This is a genomic window from Burkholderia sp. Bp9142, from assembly GCF_003853415.1.
Lineage (GTDB): Bacteria > Pseudomonadota > Gammaproteobacteria > Burkholderiales > Burkholderiaceae > Burkholderia.
The window spans coordinates 14,332-34,452 of the sequence record NZ_QTPP01000024.1; the positions used below are offsets into that span (position 1 = coordinate 14,332).

Sequence of the window (20,121 nt, forward strand, 5' to 3'; positions counted from 1 at the left end):
CGTGTCACGCGTTACTGCAGGATCAGCCGCAAATGCGCATCGGCCTGCTCGCCGGGCGGCTTCTGGAACCCGCCCTTCGCGAAGCGGTGCCACCGGCCGATCACGTAGCTGACGAGCAGGCTCGCGCGGGCGGCGGGATCGTAGTCGGCCGGCAGCGCGAACGGCATCGCGCCGTCCTGCGGCGCATTCGCCTCCGTGCGTGCGACCCGCAGGCACTGCTTGACGGTCGCCTCGATGCGGTCGAGCAGCTGGTTGACGCGTTCAGTGAGCCGCTCGTCCTCACCAACCAGCGCCTCGCCGGTCAGCACGCGCGTCATCCCCGGGTTCTTCGCGGCGAAATTGAGCATCGTCAGCGCGATCGTGCGCGCTTGCAGCACGCCGTTCGGCTCCTTTGCGACGATCTGGTTGACCAGTCCGAACAGCGCCTGCTCGATGAACTCGATCAGCCCTTCGTACATCTTCGCCTTGCTGGCGAAATGCCGGTAGAGGGCGGCTTCCGACACGTCGAGCCGGGCCGCGAGCGCGGCGGTCGTGATTTTCTCGGGTTTCGGCGCCTCGAGCATCGCGGCGAGCGTCTGCAGGATCATCACGCGCCGCTCGCCCGGCTTCGGGCGCGGGCGCGACGGTGTGGCCTGGTCTTCCGTTACGGCTTGGTCCTGCGGGTAAGTCGGCTGCATTTCTGTCGCCCCGATCGTGTGCCCAGTCGGAGCGATTTTAACGAACGAATGCGCTGGTCGACATAATGCGGGCGGCCGATGTTCGGCAGATGGCCGGGCAGGTGGCCGGTGATCCACACGGTGCCGATGCCGAGGCGCTTGTAGTGCTTCAGGTGGCTGCGCGTGTCTTCGACGAGGATCGCGTCGGCCAGCCGCGCATGCGCGGCGCGCAAAGTCCGGCGCAGCATCGTGTGGTCGGGCTTCGCGCGCCACGTGCGGCGGTCGCGCATGTGCTCGATCGCGATCACGCGCTCGAACAGCCGCTCGATGCGCAGCTCGCGCAATACCGCGCGCGCATAGTTCTCGGGCGCGTTGGTCAGCACGAACTTGCGGCCCGGCAGCGCGGCGATGATGTGCGCTAGACCACGCTCGGCGCGCAGCATCGCGGGCAGGTCGGAGAACGTGTGGACCACCCGCAGGAAGTCGTGCGGATCGATCGGGTGATGGCGCGCGAGGCCGAGGAGCGCCGCGCCGTAGCGCTGCGTGTAGCCGGTGCGCAGGCGGTCGGCTTCGGCGCGCCCGACGTGGAGCGCGTCGATGATGTACTGCGTCATCGCGCGGTTGATCTCCGGAAAGATCGCGTGCGAGGCGTGATGCAGCGTGTTGTCGAGATCGAACAGCCAGACCGGCGCGCCGGCGCGCGGCCGGCTGCGGGAGATGCGCCGGCGTCGCAGCGACGCCGGCAGGTCGAGGCGGGTGGGCGGGCGGCGCGCGCTCAATGCGAGCGGATCATCGTGCCGAACGGCTGCTCGGTCAGGATCTCCAGCAGCACCGAGTGCTCGATCCGGCCGTCGACGATGTGCACCGACTTCACGCCGCTCTTCGCCGCGTCGAGCGCCGACGCGATCTTCGGCAGCATGCCGCCCGAGATCGTGCCGTCCTCGAACAGCGCGTCGATCTCGCGTGCGGACAGGTCGGTCAGCAGGTTGCCGTCCTTGTCCATCACGCCGGGGATGTTGGTCATCATCAGCAGCTTCTCGGCGTTCAGCACCGTGGCGAGCTTGCCGGCGACGAGGTCAGCGTTGATGTTGTACGAGAGACCATCCTCGCCGAAGCCGATCGGCGAGATCACCGGGATGAACGCGTCGTCCTGCAGCGCCTTCACGACTGCCGGGTTGATCGCCTCGACTTCGCCGACCTGGCCGATGTCGATGTACTGGCCCGGGTTGTCACGGTCCGGCATCAGCAGCTTGCGCGCGTGGATGAGGCCGCCGTCCTTGCCCGTCAGGCCCACCGCATGGCCGCCGAAGTGGTTGATCAGCATCACGATGTCCTGCTGCACTTCGCCGCCGAGCACCCATTCGACGACTTCCATCGTCTCTTCGTCGGTGACGCGCATGCCCTGGATGAAAGTGCCGGCCTTGCCGATCTTCTTCAGCGCGTGATCGATCTGCGGACCGCCGCCGTGGACGATCACCGGATTGATGCCGACCAGTTTCAGCAGGATCACGTCGCGCGCGAAGCCTTGCTTGAGCCGCTCTTCCGTCATCGCGTTGCCGCCGTATTTGATCACCACGGTCTTGCCGTGGTAGCGGCGGATGTACGGCAGCGCTTCGGCGAGGATTTCTGCTTTCAGCGTGGGGGCGATCTGCGAGAGGTCGATGGGCTCGGACATGGCGGCGGCTCTGGCTGGGAACGGTTGAAACAGGCCGAATTGTACAGGAGTGGCGCAGCGCAGCATCGGGTTTTTGGGCTGGCCGGACGGCGGATCGCACGGGGCGGGCGCCACGCGCGGCGGCCCGCCGGCCATGGCGCGGCGCCCCGCGGCGGCGGCGCGGGCGGGGTGGGGGGCGCGCGCGTCCGGACGGGTATTTGCGGGACGCATCGGCCGGATGGCCGACATGCAAAATCCGTCCATCGCGCTATGCTTGTCGCGTGGGGCACCTTCATGCCCGCTTCCGCGATTGAGCCATGACCGATTCCGCCGCCGACGCCCGTTCGACCCCGCACCGCGCGCGCTGTCCGCGCTGCGGGCGGAGCTTCGACTGCGGCGCCCGCACGCAGCCGTTCGAGTGCTGGTGCGCGTCGATGCCGACCCTGCCCGGCAGCGTGCCGCCGGCCGCCGGTACGCGCTGCCGCTGCCCGGAGTGCCTCGCCGACGAGATCGCGCAGCGCATGGCCGGTGCGGCCGGCTGATGGTGCGGGCGCGTGCAACCCGACGCGACGCCGGCTCGCACGGCGGTACCGATCCGGCCCCCGGTAGAGGCGCCGGGCGCTAAACGGGTAAACTGCTCGGATGCAACGAATCACCACCACCGGGCGCGTCAACCTGAGTCACCTGTTCTGGCTGCGCAATCTCGCGATCATCGGCCAGCTTGTGACGATCGGCGTCGTGCAGACCTATTTCGGCGTGCATCTGCCGTTGCCGGCGATGCTGATGGTCATCGCGCTCGAAATCGTTTTCAACGCGCTGACCTGGGTGCGCGTGCTGCGTGCGCGGCCCGAAACCAGTTTCGAGCTGCTCGGCCAGCTGTGGGTCGACCTCGGCGCGCTGTCGGCGCTGCTGTTCCTGTCGGGCGGTACGACCAACCCGTTCGTGTCGCTGTACCTGCCGTCGCTCGCGATCGCGGCGGCCGTGCTGCCGTGGCACCTGATGATCTGGCTCGCGGCGTTCGCGGTCGCGTGCTACGCGGCGCTCGGCTTCGATTCGGTGCCGCTCAACATGGATAACCCGGCGAACCTGTTCGACTACTACCGCACCGGGATGTGGGCGAACTTCATGGTCAGCGTCGGGCTGATCGCGTGGTTCGTCGCGCGCATGTCGAACGCGCTGCGCCAGCGCGATTCAGCGCTCGGCGAAGCGCAGGCGCACCTGCTGCGCGACGAGCGGGCGGTCGCGCTCGGCGTGCAGGCCGCCACCGTCGCGCACGAGATGGGCACGCCGCTGTCGACCATCGCGATGCTCGCGGAAGAGTTGCGCGACGCGGCACGCGCCGATCCGGGGCTGGCGCGCTACGAGGCCGACCTGAAGGTGCTGGAAGAACAGATGACGCTCTGCACGTCGGCGCTCGCGCGCTTGCGCAGCCGCGCGAGCGCACCGGCGAGCCGCCAGCCGGTGGACGACTGGCTCGACACGTTCGTCGAGCACTGGCGCCTGCGGCATCCGCACGTGCAGTTCGAACTGCTCGGCGCGCGCCCGTCGGGCGTCGCGCTCGACGACACGGTCGCGGCCGGCCAGATCCTGACGATCCTGCTCGACAACGCCGCGCGGGCGAGCCCGCATCGCGTGACGCTGGCCGCGAAGCTCGCACACAACGAGCGGACGGCCGACCGGATCGAATTCGAAGTATGCGACGACGGCCCGGGCATTCCGGCCGCGTTGCGCGAATCGCTCGGCGCGATGCCGGTCGACAGCACGCAGGGCGGGCACGGGGTCGGCCTGTACCTTGCTTTCAGTGCGGCCGTGCGCCTCGGCGGTGAGATCGAGCTGTCCGATGTCACGCCACGCGCGGCGGGCGGCAACGGGCGCGCCGGTGGCGGCGCGAACGGTCACGCCGCGGCTGCGGCGGGCCAGCGCACGACCGAACGAGCGGCAGCCACGCCGGACAGCCGTCCAGCCGGCGCGCCGGGCCGCGGCACGCGCGCGGTGCTGCGCCTGCCGGTGGCGCGCATCGCGGCGCCGGCCGCCTCAACCAACACGTAGACGGAGAAACCACATGAGCGAGAACAATTTCCTGGTGATCGACGACAACGAGGTGTTCGCGGGCACGCTCGCGCGCGGCCTCGAGCGCCGCGGCTACGCGGTCCAGCAGGCGCACGACAAGGAGGCGGCGCTGCGGCTCGCGGCCGGCGGCAAGTTCCAGTTCATCACCGTCGACCTGCATCTCGGCGAGGATTCGGGCCTGAGCCTGATCGCGCCGCTGTGCGACCTGCAGCCCGACGCGCGGATCCTCGTGCTGACCGGCTACGCGAGCATCGCGACCGCCGTGCAGGCCGTGAAGGAAGGCGCCGACAACTATCTCGCGAAGCCCGCGAACATCGAGTCGATCCTGGCCGCGCTGCAGACCAACGCCAGCGAAGTGCAGGCCGACGAGGCGCTCGAGAATCCGGTCGTGCTGTCGGTCGACCGGCTCGAATGGGAGCACATCCAGCGCGTGCTCGCCGAGAACAACAACAACATCTCGGCAACCGCGCGCGCGCTGAACATGCACCGCCGCACGCTGCAGCGCAAGCTCGCGAAGAAGCCGGTGCGCCAGTAAGCGGCGCGGCGCCGTCGGCCGGCCGCACCAACGAAAACGGGCGGCCCGCCGGGCCGCCCGTTTCGCATTCGACGCCGCGCGTTACAGCACGTAGCGCGACAGGTCTTCGTCCTGCGACACCTCGCCGAGCGCACGGTCGACATACTGTGCATCGATCATCACGCGCTCGCCGGCGTGGTTGCCGGCCGAGAACGACACTTCCTCGAGCAGCTTCTCGATCACCGTGTACAGCCGGCGCGCGCCGATGTTCTCGGTCTTCTCGTTGACCGCATACGCGATCTCGGCGAGGCGGCGGATGCCGTCTTCCGCGAACTCGAGCTGCACGTCTTCCGTTGCGAGCAGCGCCTGGTACTGCTTGACGAGGCTCGCATCGGTCGCGACGAGGATTGCCTCGAAATCCTTCACCGACAGCGAGTCGAGCTCGACGCGGATCGGAAAGCGGCCCTGCAGTTCGGGAATCAGGTCGCTCGGCTTCGCGAGGTGGAACGCGCCGCTCGCGATGAACAGGATGTGATCGGTCTTCACCATCCCGTACTTCGTGTTGACCGTCGTGCCTTCGACGAGCGGCAGCAGGTCGCGTTGCACGCCCTGGCGCGACACTTCGCCGCCGCTGCCTTCGTTGTTGCGCGACGTGATCTTGTCGATCTCGTCGAGGAACACGATGCCGTTCTGCTCGACGTTCTGCACGGCCTTCGTCTTCACTTCCTCGTCGTTGAGCATCTTCGCCGCTTCCTCGTCGGTCAGCAGCTTCAGCGCCTCCTTGATCTTCACCTTGCGGCGCTGCTTCTTGCCGCTGCCGAGGTTCGAGAACATCGAGCGGATCTGCTCGGTCATCTCTTCCATCCCCGGCGGTGCCATGATGTCCATGCCGGCCGACGGCTGCTCGATGTCGAGCTCGACTTCCTTGTCGTCGAGCTGGCCTTCGCGCAGGCGCTTGCGGAAGGTCTGGCGCGTCGCGTTGTTGTCGTCGTTCGCGTGATCGGCGTTGCCGCCGAAGCCGACCGCGCGCGGTTGCGGCAGCAGGATGTCGAGGATGCGGTCTTCCGCCTGGTCGGTCGCCTTGCTGCGCACCTTGCGCATCTCGGATTCACGCGTCTGCTTGACCGAGATCTCGATCAGGTCGCGCACGATGCTGTCGACGTCACGGCCGACGTAGCCGACTTCGGTGAACTTGGTCGCTTCGATCTTGATGAACGGCGCGTCGGCGAGCTTCGCGAGGCGGCGCGCGATTTCGGTCTTGCCGACGCCCGTCGGCCCGATCATCAGGATGTTTTTCGGCGTGATTTCCTGGCGCAGCGGGTCGGCGACCTGCTGGCGGCGCCAGCGGTTGCGCAGCGCGACCGCGACGGCCTTCTTCGCGTTGTCCTGGCCGATGATGTGCTTGTCGAGTTCCGAGACGATCTCGGCAGGGGTCATGGTGCTCATGGTGCGGTCCTTACTCGATCGTTTCGATGATGCGGTTGTGGTTCGTGTAGATGCACATGTCGCCGGCGATCTCGAGCGACTTCTCGACGATCTCGCGCGGCGACAGCGCGGTGTTCTCCGCGAGCGCGCGGGCCGCGGCCTGTGCGTACGCGCCACCCGAACCGATCGCGCAGATGCCGCCTTCCGGATCGAGCACGTCGCCGTTGCCGGTGATCACGAGCGTGGTGGTCGCATCGGCCGTGATCAGCATCGCCTCGAGGCGGCGCAGCATCCGGTCGGTGCGCCAGTCCTTCGCGAGCTCGACGGCCGCGCGGGTCAGGTTGCCCTGGTGCTTTTCGAGCTTCGCCTCGAAACGATCGAGCAGCGAGAACGCATCGGCGGTGCCGCCCGCGAATCCGACCAGTACCTGGTTGTTGTAGATCCGCCGCACTTTCCGCGCGCCACCCTTCATGACGATGTTGCCGAGGGTTACCTGGCCGTCGCCGCCGAGCGCGACCTTGTCGCCGCGCCGGACCGAAACGATGGTCGTGCCGTGAAATTGCTCCATCTGCGTTCCTTGAGAAAAACGGGGAAGAGTCGGGCGGCGCGTGGCGCCGCCGCTTGCATCGCAGTGCACCGGGGAGCGGCCCGGCGCGCGTCCGTTTCATTTTAGGGCGGGCGCCGGGATATCAAGAGGCGGGAGGCAAATCGGTCCGGATGGGAACCGGTGCCGGAAAAACAAAAAGCGCGCGGCAGGCCGCGCGCTTTCGGGAAGCAGCGTGTCGGAGCGGAACGCCGCTCGATCAGTCGCCGAACAGCTTCTGGCGCAGCTCGCGGCGCTCTTGCGCCTCGAGCGACAGCGTGGCCGTCGGGCGCGCGAGCAGGCGCGGGATGCCGATCGGTTCGCCGGTTTCCTCGCACCAGCCGTAATCGCCGGAGTCGATGCGGGCGAGCGACTGCTGAACCTTCTTGAGGAGCTTGCGTTCGCGATCGCGCGTACGCAGCTCGAGCGCGTGCTCTTCCTCGATCGTCGCGCGATCGGCGGGGTCGGGCACGATCACCGTCTCGCGCAGGTTCTCGGTCGTCTGGCCTGCATTCTTGAGGATGTCCGCCTGCAACTGTTCGAGCCGATTTTTGAAGAAGGCGAGCTGATCCTCATTCATGTAATCCTTGTCGCTCATCTTCAGGATTTCGGCTTCGGTCAAGAGTTTCTTCGTCATCTGCTTGCTTCTTCAATGTGCGGCAAATCAGCAGATATTGCCTGCACTTTGGGATTACCCGCAACTGCGCTTGCAATCATTTGCGATTTGCCGCCGCGGGGCCGAAAGCCTCTGGAAAACCGGTTCTCAAATACCAGGATAGGCCTGGCGCGGATTTGCGCGCGCGGCGAACCGGTGCTGCGCGGCAGATCACATCGGCCGCGGCCGGGTGGCGGATGGGCGATCCGGCGCGGTTGCGATGCCCGGGTAATGGTTCAGCAAGAACCGGGCCTGTTATTGCCGTACTCCAGCGGGCACGTATTGTAACTGAATCGCAAGCGGGCGCCGTATCGGGTCGATCCCCGTCGGCTGCGCCAATATCTAGAAAATATAACGCGCAAATCGCGAAAAAGCGATGACGGCGAAACCCTTCCCGGAAAAGGCGCCGCGTGACGGCCGCGGCCGCCCGCGAAGGCGGCCGCCCGGAAGGCGCGTGGCGCCGGCCTGGACGCTCAGGCGAGGCAGGCGTCGAGGCCGTCGGTGATCAGGTCCTGCGGCAGGTCGACGCCGATGAACACCATCTTGTTGGTCTTCTTCTCGACCGGCAGCCACTTCGCGGCGAGGTCGCTGCCCATCATCTGGTGCACGCCCTGGAACACGACCTTGCGGTCGACGCCCTTCATGTACAGCACGCCCTTGTAGCGCAGCATCCGTTCGCCGTAGATCTGCAGGATGCCGCCGAGGAAGTCCTCCAGCTTGTTCGGGTCGAACGGGCGGTCGTTGCGGTACACGAACGACTTGATCTTGTCGTCGTGGTGCGCGTGGTGGTGATGGCCGTGGTCGTGATCGTGCGCGCATTGACCGTGATCGTGGTCGCAATGCGCGTGATCGTGATCATGGTCGTGATCGTGGTGATGGTGCGCGTGATCGTCCTCGGCGAGGAAGTCCGGGTCGATCTCGAGCTTCGCGTTCAGGTTGAAGCCGCGCAGGTCGAAGATTTCCTTGATGTCGGCTTCGCCGAAGTTGACGACCTTGATCGTCGCCTTCGGGTTCATGTGCATCAGGCGGTGCTTGAGGTCGGCCACCGTCTGGTCGTCGACCAGGTCCGACTTCGTGATGAACAGGCGGTCGGCGAAGCCGACCTGGCGCTGCACCACTTCGTGTTCGTCGAGCTGCGCGTCCGCGTGCTTCGCGTCGACCAGCGTGATGACCGCGTCGAGCAGGAAATCGTCGGCGATCTCGCTGTCGATGAAGAAGGTCTGCGCGACGGGGCCCGGGTTCGCGAGGCCGGTGGTTTCGATCACGATGCGGTCGAAGTCGAGCTTGCCTTCGCGCTTCTTCGCGGCCAGATCGCCGAGCGCGCGTGCGAGGTCGCCGCGGATCGTGCAGCAGATGCAGCCGTTGCTCATCTGGATGATCTGCTCGTTCGTGTCCTGAACGAGGATTTCGTTGTCGATGTTCTCTTCGCCGAATTCGTTCTCGATCACGGCGATCTTCATGCCGTGCTGTTCATTCAGGATGCGCTTGAGCAGCGTCGTCTTGCCGCTGCCGAGGAAGCCGGTAAGGATGGTGACGGGAGTGGCCATGTCGGTCGCCTGTGGTTCGTGAATCGGGGTCAAAACCAGGATGTGTGCGTCGCGCCGTCGACTCGCGAGCCGGGGCGCACAACCATCCATTGAAACATACCTGTCAAGCCCTCGCCCGTCGTCCGGACGACGGGCTCGAGCGCGGGCCCGCCACCGGAGCAGGGCCGGCGGACGCGGGTGTGCGCGTAGATCGGGGCGATCAGACGATTTGCAACAGCAGGCCCTTCAGATATTCACCTTCCGGGAACGCGGCGAGCAGCGGGTGATCGACGCCCGCGCCGAGCCGCTTCAGGATCCGCGCGTCGACCTTCGCGTCGGCCGCCGCGCCCGCGACGATCTTCTGGAACAGGTCCATGTCGATCGCACCCGAGCACGAGTACGTGAACAGCAGGCCGCCCGGACGCAGCAGCTTGAAGCCGCTCAGGTTGATGTCCTTGTACGCGCGCGCTGCGCGATCGACGCTGTCGCGGGTCGGTGCGAACTTCGGCGGATCGAGCACGATCAGGTCGAAACGCTCGCCTTCGTCGACGAGGCGGCGCAGCGTCTTGAACGCGTCGGCGTCGAGCCAGGTCGCGCGCTCGGCGTCGAAGCCGTTCGCCACGACGTTCTGCTGCGCGAGCGCGAGCGCATCGCCCGACGAGTCGATCGACACGACGCGCTTCGCACCGCCCTTGAGCGCCGCGAGCGAGAAGCCGCCGGTGTAGCAGAAGCAGTTGAGCACGTCGCGGCCGTCCGCGTATTGCGCGACGAGCGCGCGGTTGTCGCGCTGGTCGACGTAGAAGCCCGTCTTGTGGCCGTTCGGCACGTCGACGTGATACCGCACGCCGTTTTCGTTCGCGATCAGCGTCGCGGGCGGTGCGTCGCCGGCGAGCACGCCGGTGGTCTGCTCGAGTCCTTCCTTGTCGCGGATCGACACGTCCGAGCGTTCGTACACGTTCGGGCAGCCGGTCGCGCCGCTGAGCGCCGCGACGATCGCGTCCTTCCACGCTTCGACGCCCGCGGCCATGAACTGGCACACGAGCTGGCCGCGCGGCGCGGCGCCCGGTTCGGCCGTGTCCGCGATGTAGTAGTCGACGATCAGCCCCGGCAGCCCGTCGGCTTCGCCGAACACGAGCCGCACCGCGCCCGTGCCCGACACCATCGTCGTGCGGTGCGCGACCGCGCGCTGCACGCGGCGCTTGAAGAATGCATGATCGATCGGCTCGTTCTCGTCGAAGCTCCAGACGCGCACGCGAATCTGCGACTGCGGGCTGTAGGCGCCGCGCGCGAGGAAGCGGCCGTCGTGCGCGCGCACGACCACGGTCGCGCCCGGCGCGGGCTTGCCGTCGACGCGGTCGATCGCATTGGCATAGACCCACGGATGCCGGCGCAGCAGCGACTTTTCCTTGGACGGTTTGAGCGTGATGGTTTGCATGATCGGATCGAAAAGGGCCGCGGACGGCGCCGGCCGTTGCCGGTCGCCGCGCGCGGCGGGTCATACGGGACGCGCGTCAGTCGCGCTTCTTCGCGCGCGGATGCGCGCTGTCGTAAATCTTCGCGAGATGCTGGAAGTCGAGCGACGTGTAGACCTGCGTCGCGGCGACGCTCGCGTGGCCGAGCAGTTCCTGCACCGCGCGCAGGTCGCCGCTCGACTGCAGCACGTGCGTCGCGAACGAATGGCGCAGCACGTGCGGGTGGACATTGGCGGGGATGCCCGCGGCGAGCGCCGCGCGCTTCACGCGGTCGCGCACGACGCCCGGCGCCATCCGGTTGCCGCGCACGGACACGAACAGCGGATGCGGATCGTGCTTCACGAATTCGCCGCGCACCGCGAGCCACGCGTTCAGCGCGTCGATCGCCTTGCGGCCGACCGGCACCTTGCGTTCCTTGTTGCCCTTGCCGCGCACGGTGACTTCGGCTTCGGCGAGGTCGAGCCAGCCGGCCGAGCGGTAGCCGTCGGCCTGCGTATACATGACGTCGAGCCCGACCAGTTCGGCGAGGCGCAGCCCTGACGAATAGAACAGTTCGAGGATCGCGTGATCGCGGATGCCCTCGGTCGTGCCGGCGAGCGGCGCGTCCATCAGCGCCGATGCGTCGTCGACCGACAGCGCCTTCGGCAGGGTTTTCGGGCGCTTCGGCGCGCGCACCGAGGCGACCGGGTTCGCAGGCATCTCGATGCGCTGCGCGAGCCAGCGGTAGAACGCGCGCCATGCGGACAGGCGGTGCGAGATCGAGCGCGCGGACAGTCCGCCCGCATGCGCGCGCGCGACCGCGCCGCGCATGTCGGCGGCCGTCAGCGCGTCGAGCGGGCGGCCGGCGGCGAGCTTCTTCAGTTCGTCGAGTTCGTGCGTGTACGCACGCAGCGTGTGTTCCGACAGCTGCCTGACGTGCTTCAGGTTCGACAGGTAGGCGGCGATCGGATCGTCGGTCATTGCGGGCGGAGCGTTCAGTGCGGCAGCAGGCGCGTGAGCGCGGCGCTCGCGAGCGTCGCGATCTGCGCGAGGAAGTCGGTCGCCATCCCGTCGTGGAAGCGGCGCGGATCGGGCGAGCCGAGCACGAGCAGGCCGAAAGCGGGCGCATCGGTGCCGGCGAGCGGCGCGCGCAGCGCGAGCAGCGCGACCGACGTGGCCGCGCCGTCGCCGGCCGGCGCGGCTTCGGCGCCTTCCGCTGCAGTCGCGGCCGGTGCCGCGAGCGCGGGCGCGAGCCACTGGGCGGCTTCGAAGCCGGTGTTCGCGCCGCAGTACGGCGTCGACAGCCCGTTCGTGAACAGGCGCACTTCCTCGCCGACCTGGCGTGCGAAATCGGCCTGCGCGTAGGTGTCGGCGACATCCCACACGCGCAGCGCCGTTTGCGGCACGTCGAACACGTCGGCGATGCCTTCGGCGATCGTGCGCGGCAGCGCGTACGGGTCGCGTTCCGCGATCACGCGCGCGGTCCAGCGGCTGAACTTCGCGGACAGGCTGTCGTTCTCGTGGCCGTAGCGCACGAGTTCGGCGAGCCGGCGCTCGAGATGCTTGTTCTTGTCGCGCAGCATCTCCATCTGCCGCTCCTGCAGCGAGATCGCGGCCTTGCCGTGCGGGTTCGCGAGGCGGATCGTCGCGAGCAGTTCCGCGTGCTGCGCGAAGAATTCGGGATTGGCGAGCAGGTAGTCGGCGACTTCGCGATCGTTCATGTGGCTGGAGCGTTCAGTTATCAAGGACGTTGCAGGGTCAGACGTTCAGGTCGATCTCGCCTTCGAACACGGTCGCGGCGGGCCCGGCCATCATCAGCGCGGCGGCTTCGTCGCGCGCGCCGCCCCAGCCGATCGTCAGCGTGCCGCCGTGCGTGTGCACGGTCACGGGCGAATCGAGCAGGCCGCGCCGGATGCCGGCCGCCACCGCCGCGCACGCGCCGGTGCCGCACGCGAGCGTCTCGCCCGCGCCGCGCTCGTACACGCGCAGCTTCACCTCGTTGCGCGACACGATCTGCATGAAGCCGGCGTTCACGCGCTGCGGGAAGCGGGCGTGGCGCTCGATCAGCGGGCCTTCCGCCAGCACGGGATACGCTTCGGTGTCGTCGACGACCTGCACCGCGTGCGGGTTGCCCATCGACACCGTCGAGATCCAGCGCGTCGCGCCGCCGACGTCGAGCGGCCACAGCGTGTCGTTGCCCTCGCTCCGGCCGTCGAGCCCCGCTGCATTGAACGGCACCTGCGCCGGCGCGAACACGGGCGCGCCCATGTCGACGACGACTTCGCCGTTGTCCTGCATCGTCAGCGTGATCAGGCCCTTCATCACCTGCACGCGCACGCTGCGCTTGTCGGTCAGGCCGCGGTCGCTGACGAACTTCACGAAGCAGCGCGCGCCGTTGCCGCAGTGTTCGACCTCGCCGCCGTCGCAATTGAAGATCCGGTACTTGAAATCCGCGCCGTCGACGGTCGGTTTCTCGACGAGCAGCAACTGGTCGGCGCCGATGCCGAAGTGTCGGTTGGCGAGCGCGCGCACTTGCGCGTCGGTGAGCGGCGGCAACGCGCGCGAATAGCCGTCGAGCACGACGAAGTCGTTGCCCGCGCCGTGCATCTTGGTGAACGAGAGTTTCACTGGGTCCGGAATTCCATGGCGAACAAGGCGGTCGGCACGACGGACGCGGCGTGCCGCCATCCCGGGCGGCCTCGTTCGTCGTGCAGATCTCAACCGCAAATGATACATGCAGCCGACAGGGGCGTCCTGCGCGGGCGGGGGCCGGACGTCGTTTGAGTGTCGGAGCGGAACGAGGTCGGCCGATCGGCTGACTGGTTGCGCGGGCAGTGAGTGGGCAGATTGAGGTGGTGCGATAGGGCGAGCGTTGCCAGGACAGGTGAATCCGGTGGCACGCGTCCCGCCGTCGCCGGCGCACGGGATGAGCCGCGTGCGTGTTTTCGTACCGGTCAAATTGACAAATCAATCAGGCGATTCGTATAGTCTGGCTATACGCCATGCGGGCCATGCCATCGACATCGCACTCGAGTGTGGGAGGCCCATGATCAAGTCATGGCAGCACAAGGGGCTGGAAGCGTTTTTCACGAACGGGAGCAGGGCCGGCATCCGGCCGGATCATGCGCCGAGGCTGCGGCGCCAGCTTGCCCGTCTCGACATGGCGAGCCAGCCGCTCGACATGAACGTACCGGGCTGGCGCTTGCATGGCCTCGCCGGCGGGCTGGAGGGTTACTGCTCGGTGAGCGTGAGCGTCAACTGGCGCCTGACGTTCAGGTTCGAGGGCCCTGATGTCGTTCTGGTCAACTATCAAGACTATCACTGAGGTTATTCAACGCCATGACTCGCATCTTCAATCCGCCCCATCCGGGCGAGGCGCTGCGCGACGATGTCTTGCCGGCGCTCGGCCTGACCGTCACCGAGGCCGCCGCGCAGCTCGGCGTCACGCGCGCGGCGCTGTCGCGCATCCTGCACGGCCACGCCGGCATCTCGCCTGAAATGGCACTCCGTCTCGAGGCATGGCTGGGCGAGGAAAACGGCGGGAAGGCGGATCTGTGGCTCGCGCAGCAGTCGGCCTACGATCTCTGGCAGGCGCGTGCGAAAGGCGTGCCGAAGGTGGCGAGGGTGCAGCGGGCGCGCGCGTGACGGCGCGCCCGCGGGTTCGGCTCAGTAGAGGCTCGGCTCGCCGGGCGGGCGCGTCTTGAAGCGCTTGTGGACCCAGTAATACTGCTCCGGCATCAGCGGAATCTGCTCCTCGAGGAATTCGTTCATCCGCCGCGCGTCGAGATCGTCGTCGCCGGTCGGGTAGTGATCCCACGGCTTGAACACCTTCAGCCGGTAGCCCTTGTAGTTCGGCAGCACCTCGCCGATGAACGGCACGACCTGGGCGCGGCCCGTCTTCGCGAGCCGGCCGACGGCCGTCAGCGTGCACGCGGGCACGCCGAAGAAGGGGACGAACGTCGAATTGCGCAGGCCGTAGTCCATGTCCGCGCCGAGCATCACCGGCTTGCGGTCGCGCAGCCAGCGCAGCACGACGCGCGCGCTGTCCGCACGGCCGACCATCTCGGCGTCGAAACGCCCGCGCGCCTTCTTCGCCTCTTCCTCGAGCACGTCATTCGAGAACGGCTGGTACAGCGATCCGCAGCGACGCTGCAGCGAACGGTTCAGCCAGATCGAGCCGGCTTCGATCCCGACGAAATGCAGGCCGAGGAACAATGTCGGGGGCAGATCGGGATCGGTGAGATCGACCGCGCTGTCGACCTGGATCAGCTTCGCGAGCTTGCGCTCGGAGCCGAACCACTGGACGCTGCGCTCGACGTAGCTGCGGATCGCATGGCGGAAATGCCGGCCCGCCACTTCCTCGCGCCGTTCGTCGCTCCAGTCGGGGAAGCAGAGTTTCAGATTGGTATGTACGATGCGCTTTCGCCGGCTGGGAATCTGGTACAGCAGCCAGCCGAGGCCGTCGCCGAACCGTGCGGTCAAGCCGTACGGCAGCAGGGCGAGCAGCTTCAGCAAGCCGATGGCGAGGTGCGTGCCGAGGCGGCCTAGCATGCGGAATCTCCGTGGGGCCGGCTGGCCGGCACGTTGCGAACAGGGGGGTAGGACAGCGGACGATGCAGCACGTGTGGCGCTCTGTGACAATTCACGAAAGCCGCTATAATACGGGCTTCGCCGAGTTAACTGACAACTTGCGGGGCGAAGCCGGCTGGCGCGAAGCGCGCTGCCCGGTCCTGGTAATCCGCTAAAGCGTCGCCGCTTCAGGCCCAACGAAGCTGGCTACGTGAAACCAACCGTAACCACACAGGAGCCTGAAAAAGTGGCAAACGATTATCTCTTCACGTCCGAATCCGTCTCCGAAGGCCATCCGGACAAGGTCGCGGACCAAATCTCGGACGCGATTCTCGACGCCATCCTCGAGCAGGACAAATATTCCCGCGTAGCGGCCGAAACGCTGTGCAACACGGGTCTCGTCGTGCTGGCTGGTGAAATCACCACGACGGCCAACATCGATTACATCCAGATCGCGCGCGACACGATCAAGCGCATCGGCTACGACAACACCGACTACGGCATCGACTACAAGGGTTGCGCGGTGCTCGTCGCGTACGACAAGCAGTCGCCGGACATCGCGCAAGGCGTCGACCGCGCACATGACGACAACCTCGATCAAGGCGCGGGCGACCAGGGCCTGATGTTCGGTTACGCGTGCGACGAAACGCCGGAACTGATGCCGCTGCCGATCTATCTGTCGCACCGTCTGGTGGAGCGCCAGGCCAGCCTGCGCCGCGACGGCCGCCTGCAGTGGCTGCGTCCGGACGCGAAGTCGCAGGTGACGGTCCGCTACGTCGACGGCCGCCCGGATTCGATCGACACCGTCGTGCTGTCGACGCAGCACGCACCGGACATCGAACTGCCGGCGCTGCGCGAAGCCGTGATCGAGGAAATCATCAAGCCGACGCTGCCGGCCGACCTGATCAAGGGCGACATCAAGTTCCTGGTGAACCCGACCGGCCGGTTCGTGATCGGCGGCCCGCAGGGCGACTGCGGCCTGACGGGCCGCAAGATCATCGTCGACACGTACGGCGGTGCCGCACCGCACGGCGGCGGCGCGTTCTCGGGCAAGGATCCGTCGAAGGTCGACCGTTCGGCAGCGTATGCCGGCCGCTACGTCGCGAAGAACATCGTCGCGGCAGGCCTCGCATCGCGCGCGCTGATCCAGGTGTCGTACGCGATCGGCGTCGCCGAGCCGACCTCGGTGATGGTCAACACGTTCGGCACGGGCCGCGTGTCGGATGCCGTGATCACGAAGCTCGTGCGCGAGCATTTCGACCTGCGTCCGAAGGGCATCATCAAGATGCTCGACCTGCTGCGCCCGATCTACGAGAAAACGGCAGCGTACGGCCACTTCGGCCGCGAAGAGCCGGAATTCTCGTGGGAAGCAACCGACAAGGCACTCGTGCTGGCCGAAGCGGCAGGCGTGGAGCCGGCGGCACGCGTCGCGTAAGCGTCGTCCGCCTGAAACGAAAAACCCCGGCATGCCGGGGTTTTTTTACGCGTGCCGAGCGCCGGCGAGATGACGGCGACCGCGACGATCGTGGCGGGTACTGCCCGCCGGCGCGGTGTCAGCGCGCGCTGAAACCGAACCACCCGTTGCTGGCCGCGAGGCGGCGCGGGCGGTTGATGCGGCGCTGCGGGCCGAGCGTGCGGCGCAGCGCGAGCGCGCGCAGCGACGACGGCTTCTGCAGCAGCGAGCGCAGGCCGGCGCGGCGTGCGAACGCCTGCGCGCTCATCATCGAGAAGAACGCGTGGAACCACGCGCGGATGCCGTCCAGCCGGCTGTGCGCGTGCGTGTGCTCGGCGAGCGCCTGCGTGCGGGCACGATGATGGCGCAGCGGGCGGGCGGGAGCGGACGGCACGACGCGCTTCGCAGCGCGGCTGAGACGGGAAGTCAGACGGAATGGCATGTGAACGATGCTTCGCTTGTATGGATGGCGCCCTTGAAGAGCGCACTGGTATGAACGGCCTCGGATGGCGCAACGGATCTTACCGAAACTCGTCGCGCGCCGCGCCCGCCAGAATTGACAGGCCGCGACAGGCTACAGCGGTTTCATGACCGGCAAAAGTCGCGATAAACCCTTGTGCCGCAAGCGTGTTGCCGCATACCGCCTGTCGCTGAGGCTCGCGCCGCGCTGCACAGTTCCCTTGATCCGGATCAAATCGGCGATTGGCATGCCCCTGCGCACGACAATGGCGCTGTTCGCGGCATCCGGCGCCGATTTACAATCGTCACATTCACACAATAAACGTCTGGCATCCCATGTCGTCTCCATTGCAGTCGGAATCGATCCGCGCGCAAGTCGCGGAATTGCGCGAACGCGGTTTTGTCGTCGCTCGCGGCCTCGTCAGCGACGCGCAGTGCGCGGCGATCAAACGCATCGCGGAGCGCCAGTTGCAGGAAGCGGCAGAGCCGATCGAGTTCGAGGCGGACCTGCGCTACCCCGGTGCACCCGAGTCCAAGCATGCGCCCGGCGGGCATACGGTGCGGCGGCTGCTGGATGCCTACACGCGCGATCCGGCGTTCGCCGAGCGCGCGATCGCGCCCGAAATCGGCGCGTGGATGCGCGAGTATTTCGGCGAGCAGCCGGTGCTGTCGCGCGCGCATCACAACTGCATGATGACGAAGCACCCCGCGTACGGGAGCCTGACGGGCTGGCATCGCGACTTCCGCTACTGGGCGTTCGAGCGTCCGGACATGGTGTCGGTGTGGCTCGCGCTCGGGCCGGAAACGAATGAAAACGGCGCGCTCTGGCTGGTGCCGGGGTCGCACACGGCCGAATTCGGGCCGGAAGCGTTCGACGACGCGAAGTTCTTCCGCAGCGACCTGCCGGAGAACCGCAAGATGATCGACGCGGCAATCTGTCCGCCGCTCCAGACGGGCGACGTCGTGTTCTTCCACTGCAACACGCTGCATTCGGCGGGGCAGAACCGCTCCGACCAGGTGAAGTTCTCGCTCGTCTACACGTATCACGGCGTGAGCAACCGGCCGGTGCCGGGCACGCGTTCGGCGACGAAGCCGGAAGTGCAGTTCTAACCGCGGTTCCGACGGCGATGCAGCCGTATCCGTTGCCCGATGCGGCACGGCGGCCGCACCGACGGATGAAGAAACGGGCGGCCTGGGCCGCCCGTTGCATTTTGTGCGGCCCGTTCGCGCGCGGCGGGCCGTCGCGAGTCGAGTCGCTGCGCGATCAGCGCTTGTTGCCCGGCATCGCGAGGCCGATCAGGCCGATCAGCGAGGCGACGGCACCGCCGGCGATCAGCAGGATAGTCTTCGTGGCGGGCGAACCGGTGAAGAAGCGCGACACGTTGTCGTTGATCGAATGGAACGACTGGCCGCCGAAATACAGCAGCACGACGCCGCCGACGAGCAGTGCAACCGAGATGACCCGGGACATACCAACCTCGCTGTAACGGTGATTCGAGACGCCGCAGTGTAGGCGACGCGCGCGGCCGCGTCCATGGCCGTGCGTGCTCGCGCCACGTTCGCTACCATAACCGTCGTATGTTTCCTTCGCCGCCGGCACGCGATGTTCGCGTGCGGCGCGCGTCCCTTCCCCGACGTCCTGACGGAACCGATCCATGGCCTACGAAGCAGCTTCCGAACGTTATGCCGACATGCAATACCGCACCTGCGGCAAATCCGGGCTCCAACTGCCCGCCCTGTCGCTCGGCCTGTGGCACAACTTCGGCGACTCGACGCCGCTCGCGACGCAGCGCGAGATCCTGCGCACCGCGTTCGACCTCGGCATCAATCACTTCGACCTCGCGAACAACTACGGGCCGCCGTACGGCAGCGCCGAAACCAATTTCGGCCGGCTGCTGAAGGAGGATTTCCGGCCGTATCGCGACGAGTTGCTGATCTCGACGAAGGCCGGCTGGGACATGTGGCCGGGGCCGTACGGCAGCGGCGGCGGGTCGCGCAAGTACGTGCTCGCGAGCCTCGACCAGAGCCTGCAGCGGATGGGCCTCGACTACGTCGACATCTTCTATTCGCATCGCTTCGACGCGCACACGCCGCTCGAGGAAACGGCCGGCGCGCTCGCATCGGCCGTGCAGCAGGGCAAGGCGCTGTACATCGGCATCTCGTCGTATTCGGCCGCGAAGACGCGCGAGATGGCCGAACTGCTCGCGCAATACAAGGTGCCGCTGCTGATCCACCAGCCGTCGTACAACATGCTGAACCGCTGGATCGAGGAGGATCTGCTCGGTACGCTCGACGACATCGGTACGGGCAGCATCGCGTTCACGCCGCTCGCACAGGGGCTGCTGACGTCGAAGTACCTGAACGGGGTGCCGGCCGATGCGCGCGTGAACAAGCCGGGCGGCGGGTCGCTGAAGCAGGATCACCTGAGCGCGGACAACCTCGAGCACGTGCACAAGCTCAACGGCATCGCGCAGCGGCGCGGGCAGAGCCTCGCGCAGATGGCGCTCGCGTGGGTGTTGCGCCATGGCCGCGTGACGTCCGCGCTGATTGGCGCGAGCCGCGCGGAGCAGGTGCGTGAGAACGTCGGCGCGCTGAAGAACCTCGCATTCTCGGCCGACGAGCTCGCGGAGATCGATCGCTACGCGACCGAAGGCGGGATCAATCTGTGGGAAAAGCCGTCCACCGATCAGGCGATCTGACCGGCGGCAAGGACAGTCGATACGGGATGCGAACGATCGCATCCGGTATCGGAGCGCAAGCAAGCCGTCGCGTCACAGCGGCGCGACGGGCGCGCAGATGCGTCGCTAGAGCAGCGCAGGCAGGCCTTCGACGAGCAGGACCGCGACGCCGACGCCGAGGATGACGCCGAGCACGCGCAGCAGGTTGTGGCGGAATTCGGTTGCGCACGGCACCGCGCCGAGAAATAGCGCTCCGGCCAGCGCCATCGGAATCAACAGGATGAAGTCGCCGATCGTGAAATAGGTCGTCATGCGTGTCTCCAGAGTCGGCGGGACCAGGCACCCGCGCCGCTTCCCGCCCCATGCCGGGCATTTCTCGTATTGGACCGACCCGATTGCGAGCGGGGCGGATGGTTCGAGTATAGGCA

Annotated in this window: 23 protein-coding genes; 8 read left to right on the forward strand and 15 right to left on the reverse strand. The window is 67.2% G+C overall.

Features of this window, described 5'->3' with window-relative positions; all coding sequences use genetic code 11:
• Positions 1-11 precede the first annotated feature (11 nt).
• From slmA to argB, 3 genes are read right to left on the reverse strand one after another with little or no spacing between them, the layout of a single operon-like run.
• Positions 12-677 (reverse strand): nucleoid occlusion factor SlmA, encoded by a 666-nt coding sequence (slmA, locus tag DIE22_RS24055; protein ID WP_124499917.1) that lies wholly within the window; start codon positions 675-677, stop codon positions 12-14.
• Entirely contained in the window at positions 644-1,435 is a 792-nt protein-coding gene (locus DIE22_RS24060; protein ID WP_124499916.1) for a pyrimidine 5'-nucleotidase, read from the reverse strand. The genes slmA and DIE22_RS24060 overlap by 34 nt, the downstream gene beginning before the upstream one ends.
• Positions 1,432-2,331 (reverse strand): acetylglutamate kinase, encoded by a 900-nt coding sequence (gene argB / locus DIE22_RS24065; RefSeq protein ID WP_124499915.1) that lies wholly within the window; start codon positions 2,329-2,331, stop codon positions 1,432-1,434. Before argB ends, DIE22_RS24060 begins: the two co-directional genes overlap by 4 nt.
• Positions 2,332-2,627: 296 nt before the next feature.
• Here argB and DIE22_RS24075 point away from each other — a divergent pair, with 296 nt between their 5' ends.
• From DIE22_RS24075 to DIE22_RS24085, 3 genes are all read left to right on the forward strand, one after another.
• A complete protein-coding gene (locus tag DIE22_RS24075; RefSeq protein ID WP_124499914.1) occupies positions 2,628-2,852 on the forward strand; it encodes a cysteine-rich CWC family protein in 225 nt (74 codons plus the stop codon).
• Positions 2,853-2,952: 100 nt separating this feature from the next.
• The gene (locus tag DIE22_RS24080) at positions 2,953-4,359 is read left to right on the forward strand and encodes an ATP-binding protein (RefSeq protein WP_124499913.1); all 1,407 of its coding nucleotides are present in this window, start codon (positions 2,953-2,955) and stop codon (positions 4,357-4,359) included.
• 13 nt (positions 4,360-4,372) lie between these two features.
• Complete coding sequence (locus DIE22_RS24085; RefSeq protein ID WP_011658200.1) at positions 4,373-4,915, forward strand: response regulator transcription factor; 543 nt, start codon at positions 4,373-4,375, stop codon at positions 4,913-4,915.
• Between the two features lie 81 nt (positions 4,916-4,996).
• Here DIE22_RS24085 and hslU read toward each other — a convergent pair whose 3' ends face one another.
• The 8 genes from hslU to dapF all read right to left on the reverse strand — a co-directional run bounded on the left by hslU (position 4,997) and on the right by dapF (position 13,162).
• Complete coding sequence (hslU, locus tag DIE22_RS24090) at positions 4,997-6,340, reverse strand: ATP-dependent protease ATPase subunit HslU (protein ID WP_124606237.1); 1,344 nt, start codon at positions 6,338-6,340, stop codon at positions 4,997-4,999.
• Between the two features lie 10 nt (positions 6,341-6,350).
• Positions 6,351-6,887, reverse strand: a complete 537-nt coding sequence (gene hslV / locus DIE22_RS24095; RefSeq protein WP_124499911.1) for an ATP-dependent protease subunit HslV — start codon at positions 6,885-6,887, stop codon at positions 6,351-6,353.
• Between the two features lie 235 nt (positions 6,888-7,122).
• Positions 7,123-7,539, reverse strand: coding sequence for an RNA polymerase-binding protein DksA (gene dksA / locus DIE22_RS24100; protein ID WP_006477498.1), 417 nt, complete (start codon positions 7,537-7,539; stop codon positions 7,123-7,125).
• 491 nt (positions 7,540-8,030) lie between these two features.
• Positions 8,031-9,104, reverse strand: a complete 1,074-nt coding sequence (locus DIE22_RS24110; RefSeq protein ID WP_124499910.1) for a GTP-binding protein — start codon at positions 9,102-9,104, stop codon at positions 8,031-8,033.
• 199 nt (positions 9,105-9,303) lie between these two features.
• Positions 9,304-10,518, reverse strand: coding sequence for a class I SAM-dependent rRNA methyltransferase (locus DIE22_RS24115; protein WP_124606238.1), 1,215 nt, complete (start codon positions 10,516-10,518; stop codon positions 9,304-9,306).
• Positions 10,519-10,594: 76 nt separating this feature from the next.
• Positions 10,595-11,515, reverse strand: coding sequence for a tyrosine recombinase XerC (xerC, locus tag DIE22_RS24120; protein ID WP_124606239.1), 921 nt, complete (start codon positions 11,513-11,515; stop codon positions 10,595-10,597).
• A gap of 14 nt (positions 11,516-11,529) precedes the next feature.
• A complete protein-coding gene (locus DIE22_RS24125; protein ID WP_124499907.1) occupies positions 11,530-12,255 on the reverse strand; it encodes a DUF484 family protein in 726 nt (241 codons plus the stop codon).
• Positions 12,256-12,292: 37 nt separating this feature from the next.
• Positions 12,293-13,162: a diaminopimelate epimerase gene (dapF, locus tag DIE22_RS24130; protein WP_124606240.1), complete on the reverse strand. Its 870-nt coding sequence runs from the start codon at positions 13,160-13,162 to the stop codon at positions 12,293-12,295.
• 418 nt (positions 13,163-13,580) lie between these two features.
• Here dapF and DIE22_RS24135 point away from each other — a divergent pair, with 418 nt between their 5' ends.
• Positions 13,581-13,859 (forward strand): type II toxin-antitoxin system RelE/ParE family toxin, encoded by a 279-nt coding sequence (locus DIE22_RS24135; RefSeq protein WP_124606241.1) that lies wholly within the window; start codon positions 13,581-13,583, stop codon positions 13,857-13,859.
• Between the two features lie 14 nt (positions 13,860-13,873).
• Complete coding sequence (locus DIE22_RS24140) at positions 13,874-14,179, forward strand: HigA family addiction module antitoxin (RefSeq protein ID WP_124499904.1); 306 nt, start codon at positions 13,874-13,876, stop codon at positions 14,177-14,179.
• A gap of 21 nt (positions 14,180-14,200) precedes the next feature.
• On the opposite strand, the gene lpxL is transcribed toward DIE22_RS24140, so the two are convergent.
• The gene (gene lpxL, locus DIE22_RS24145) at positions 14,201-15,085 is read right to left on the reverse strand and encodes a lauroyl acyltransferase LpxL (RefSeq protein WP_124606242.1); all 885 of its coding nucleotides are present in this window, start codon (positions 15,083-15,085) and stop codon (positions 14,201-14,203) included.
• A gap of 265 nt (positions 15,086-15,350) precedes the next feature.
• On the opposite strand from lpxL, the gene metK reads away from it, so the two are divergent.
• Entirely contained in the window at positions 15,351-16,538 is a 1,188-nt protein-coding gene (gene metK / locus DIE22_RS24150) for a methionine adenosyltransferase (RefSeq protein WP_124499902.1), read from the forward strand.
• 118 nt (positions 16,539-16,656) lie between these two features.
• Here metK and DIE22_RS24155 read toward each other — a convergent pair whose 3' ends face one another.
• On the reverse strand, positions 16,657-16,998 hold the full coding sequence (locus DIE22_RS24155) for a hypothetical protein (protein WP_124499901.1): 342 nt from the start codon (positions 16,996-16,998) through the stop codon (positions 16,657-16,659).
• A 353-nt stretch (positions 16,999-17,351) separates the two neighbouring features.
• On the opposite strand from DIE22_RS24155, the gene DIE22_RS24160 reads away from it, so the two are divergent.
• Entirely contained in the window at positions 17,352-18,125 is a 774-nt protein-coding gene (locus DIE22_RS24160) for a phytanoyl-CoA dioxygenase family protein (protein ID WP_124499900.1), read from the forward strand.
• A gap of 154 nt (positions 18,126-18,279) precedes the next feature.
• Here DIE22_RS24160 and DIE22_RS24165 read toward each other — a convergent pair whose 3' ends face one another.
• Positions 18,280-18,486: a DUF3185 family protein gene (locus tag DIE22_RS24165; protein WP_059534988.1), complete on the reverse strand. Its 207-nt coding sequence runs from the start codon at positions 18,484-18,486 to the stop codon at positions 18,280-18,282.
• Between the two features lie 184 nt (positions 18,487-18,670).
• On the opposite strand from DIE22_RS24165, the gene mgrA reads away from it, so the two are divergent.
• Positions 18,671-19,714 carry an L-glyceraldehyde 3-phosphate reductase gene (gene mgrA / locus DIE22_RS24170; protein ID WP_124499899.1) on the forward strand — a complete coding sequence of 348 codons (1,044 nt, stop codon included), beginning with the start codon at positions 18,671-18,673 and terminating at the stop codon, positions 19,712-19,714.
• 105 nt (positions 19,715-19,819) lie between these two features.
• Here mgrA and DIE22_RS24175 read toward each other — a convergent pair whose 3' ends face one another.
• Positions 19,820-20,005 (reverse strand): hypothetical protein, encoded by a 186-nt coding sequence (locus tag DIE22_RS24175; RefSeq protein ID WP_014895742.1) that lies wholly within the window; start codon positions 20,003-20,005, stop codon positions 19,820-19,822.
• Between the last annotated feature and the right edge of the window lie 116 nt (positions 20,006-20,121).

Coding starts and splice junctions, on each gene's coding strand:
- slmA (WP_124499917.1), bottom strand. CDS start 677: ATGCAGCCGACTTACCCGCAGGACCAAGCCGTAACGGAAGACCAGGCC.
- argB (WP_124499915.1), bottom strand. CDS start 2,331: ATGTCCGAGCCCATCGACCTCTCGCAGATCGCCCCCACGCTGAAAGCA.
- DIE22_RS24075 (WP_124499914.1), top strand. CDS start 2,628: ATGACCGATTCCGCCGCCGACGCCCGTTCGACCCCGCACCGCGCGCGC.
- DIE22_RS24080 (WP_124499913.1), top strand. CDS start 2,953: ATGCAACGAATCACCACCACCGGGCGCGTCAACCTGAGTCACCTGTTC.
- DIE22_RS24085 (WP_011658200.1), top strand. CDS start 4,373: ATGAGCGAGAACAATTTCCTGGTGATCGACGACAACGAGGTGTTCGCG.
- hslU (WP_124606237.1), bottom strand. CDS start 6,340: ATGAGCACCATGACCCCTGCCGAGATCGTCTCGGAACTCGACAAGCAC.
- hslV (WP_124499911.1), bottom strand. CDS start 6,887: ATGGAGCAATTTCACGGCACGACCATCGTTTCGGTCCGGCGCGGCGAC.
- dksA (WP_006477498.1), bottom strand. CDS start 7,539: ATGACGAAGAAACTCTTGACCGAAGCCGAAATCCTGAAGATGAGCGAC.
- DIE22_RS24110 (WP_124499910.1), bottom strand. CDS start 9,104: ATGGCCACTCCCGTCACCATCCTTACCGGCTTCCTCGGCAGCGGCAAG.
- DIE22_RS24115 (WP_124606238.1), bottom strand. CDS start 10,518: ATGCAAACCATCACGCTCAAACCGTCCAAGGAAAAGTCGCTGCTGCGC.
- xerC (WP_124606239.1), bottom strand. CDS start 11,515: ATGACCGACGATCCGATCGCCGCCTACCTGTCGAACCTGAAGCACGTC.
- DIE22_RS24125 (WP_124499907.1), bottom strand. CDS start 12,255: ATGAACGATCGCGAAGTCGCCGACTACCTGCTCGCCAATCCCGAATTC.
- DIE22_RS24135 (WP_124606241.1), top strand. CDS start 13,581: ATGATCAAGTCATGGCAGCACAAGGGGCTGGAAGCGTTTTTCACGAAC.
- DIE22_RS24140 (WP_124499904.1), top strand. CDS start 13,874: ATGACTCGCATCTTCAATCCGCCCCATCCGGGCGAGGCGCTGCGCGAC.
- lpxL (WP_124606242.1), bottom strand. CDS start 15,085: ATGCTAGGCCGCCTCGGCACGCACCTCGCCATCGGCTTGCTGAAGCTG.
- DIE22_RS24155 (WP_124499901.1), bottom strand. CDS start 16,998: ATGCCATTCCGTCTGACTTCCCGTCTCAGCCGCGCTGCGAAGCGCGTC.
- DIE22_RS24160 (WP_124499900.1), top strand. CDS start 17,352: ATGTCGTCTCCATTGCAGTCGGAATCGATCCGCGCGCAAGTCGCGGAA.
- DIE22_RS24165 (WP_059534988.1), bottom strand. CDS start 18,486: ATGTCCCGGGTCATCTCGGTTGCACTGCTCGTCGGCGGCGTCGTGCTG.
- mgrA (WP_124499899.1), top strand. CDS start 18,671: ATGGCCTACGAAGCAGCTTCCGAACGTTATGCCGACATGCAATACCGC.
- DIE22_RS24175 (WP_014895742.1), bottom strand. CDS start 20,005: ATGACGACCTATTTCACGATCGGCGACTTCATCCTGTTGATTCCGATG.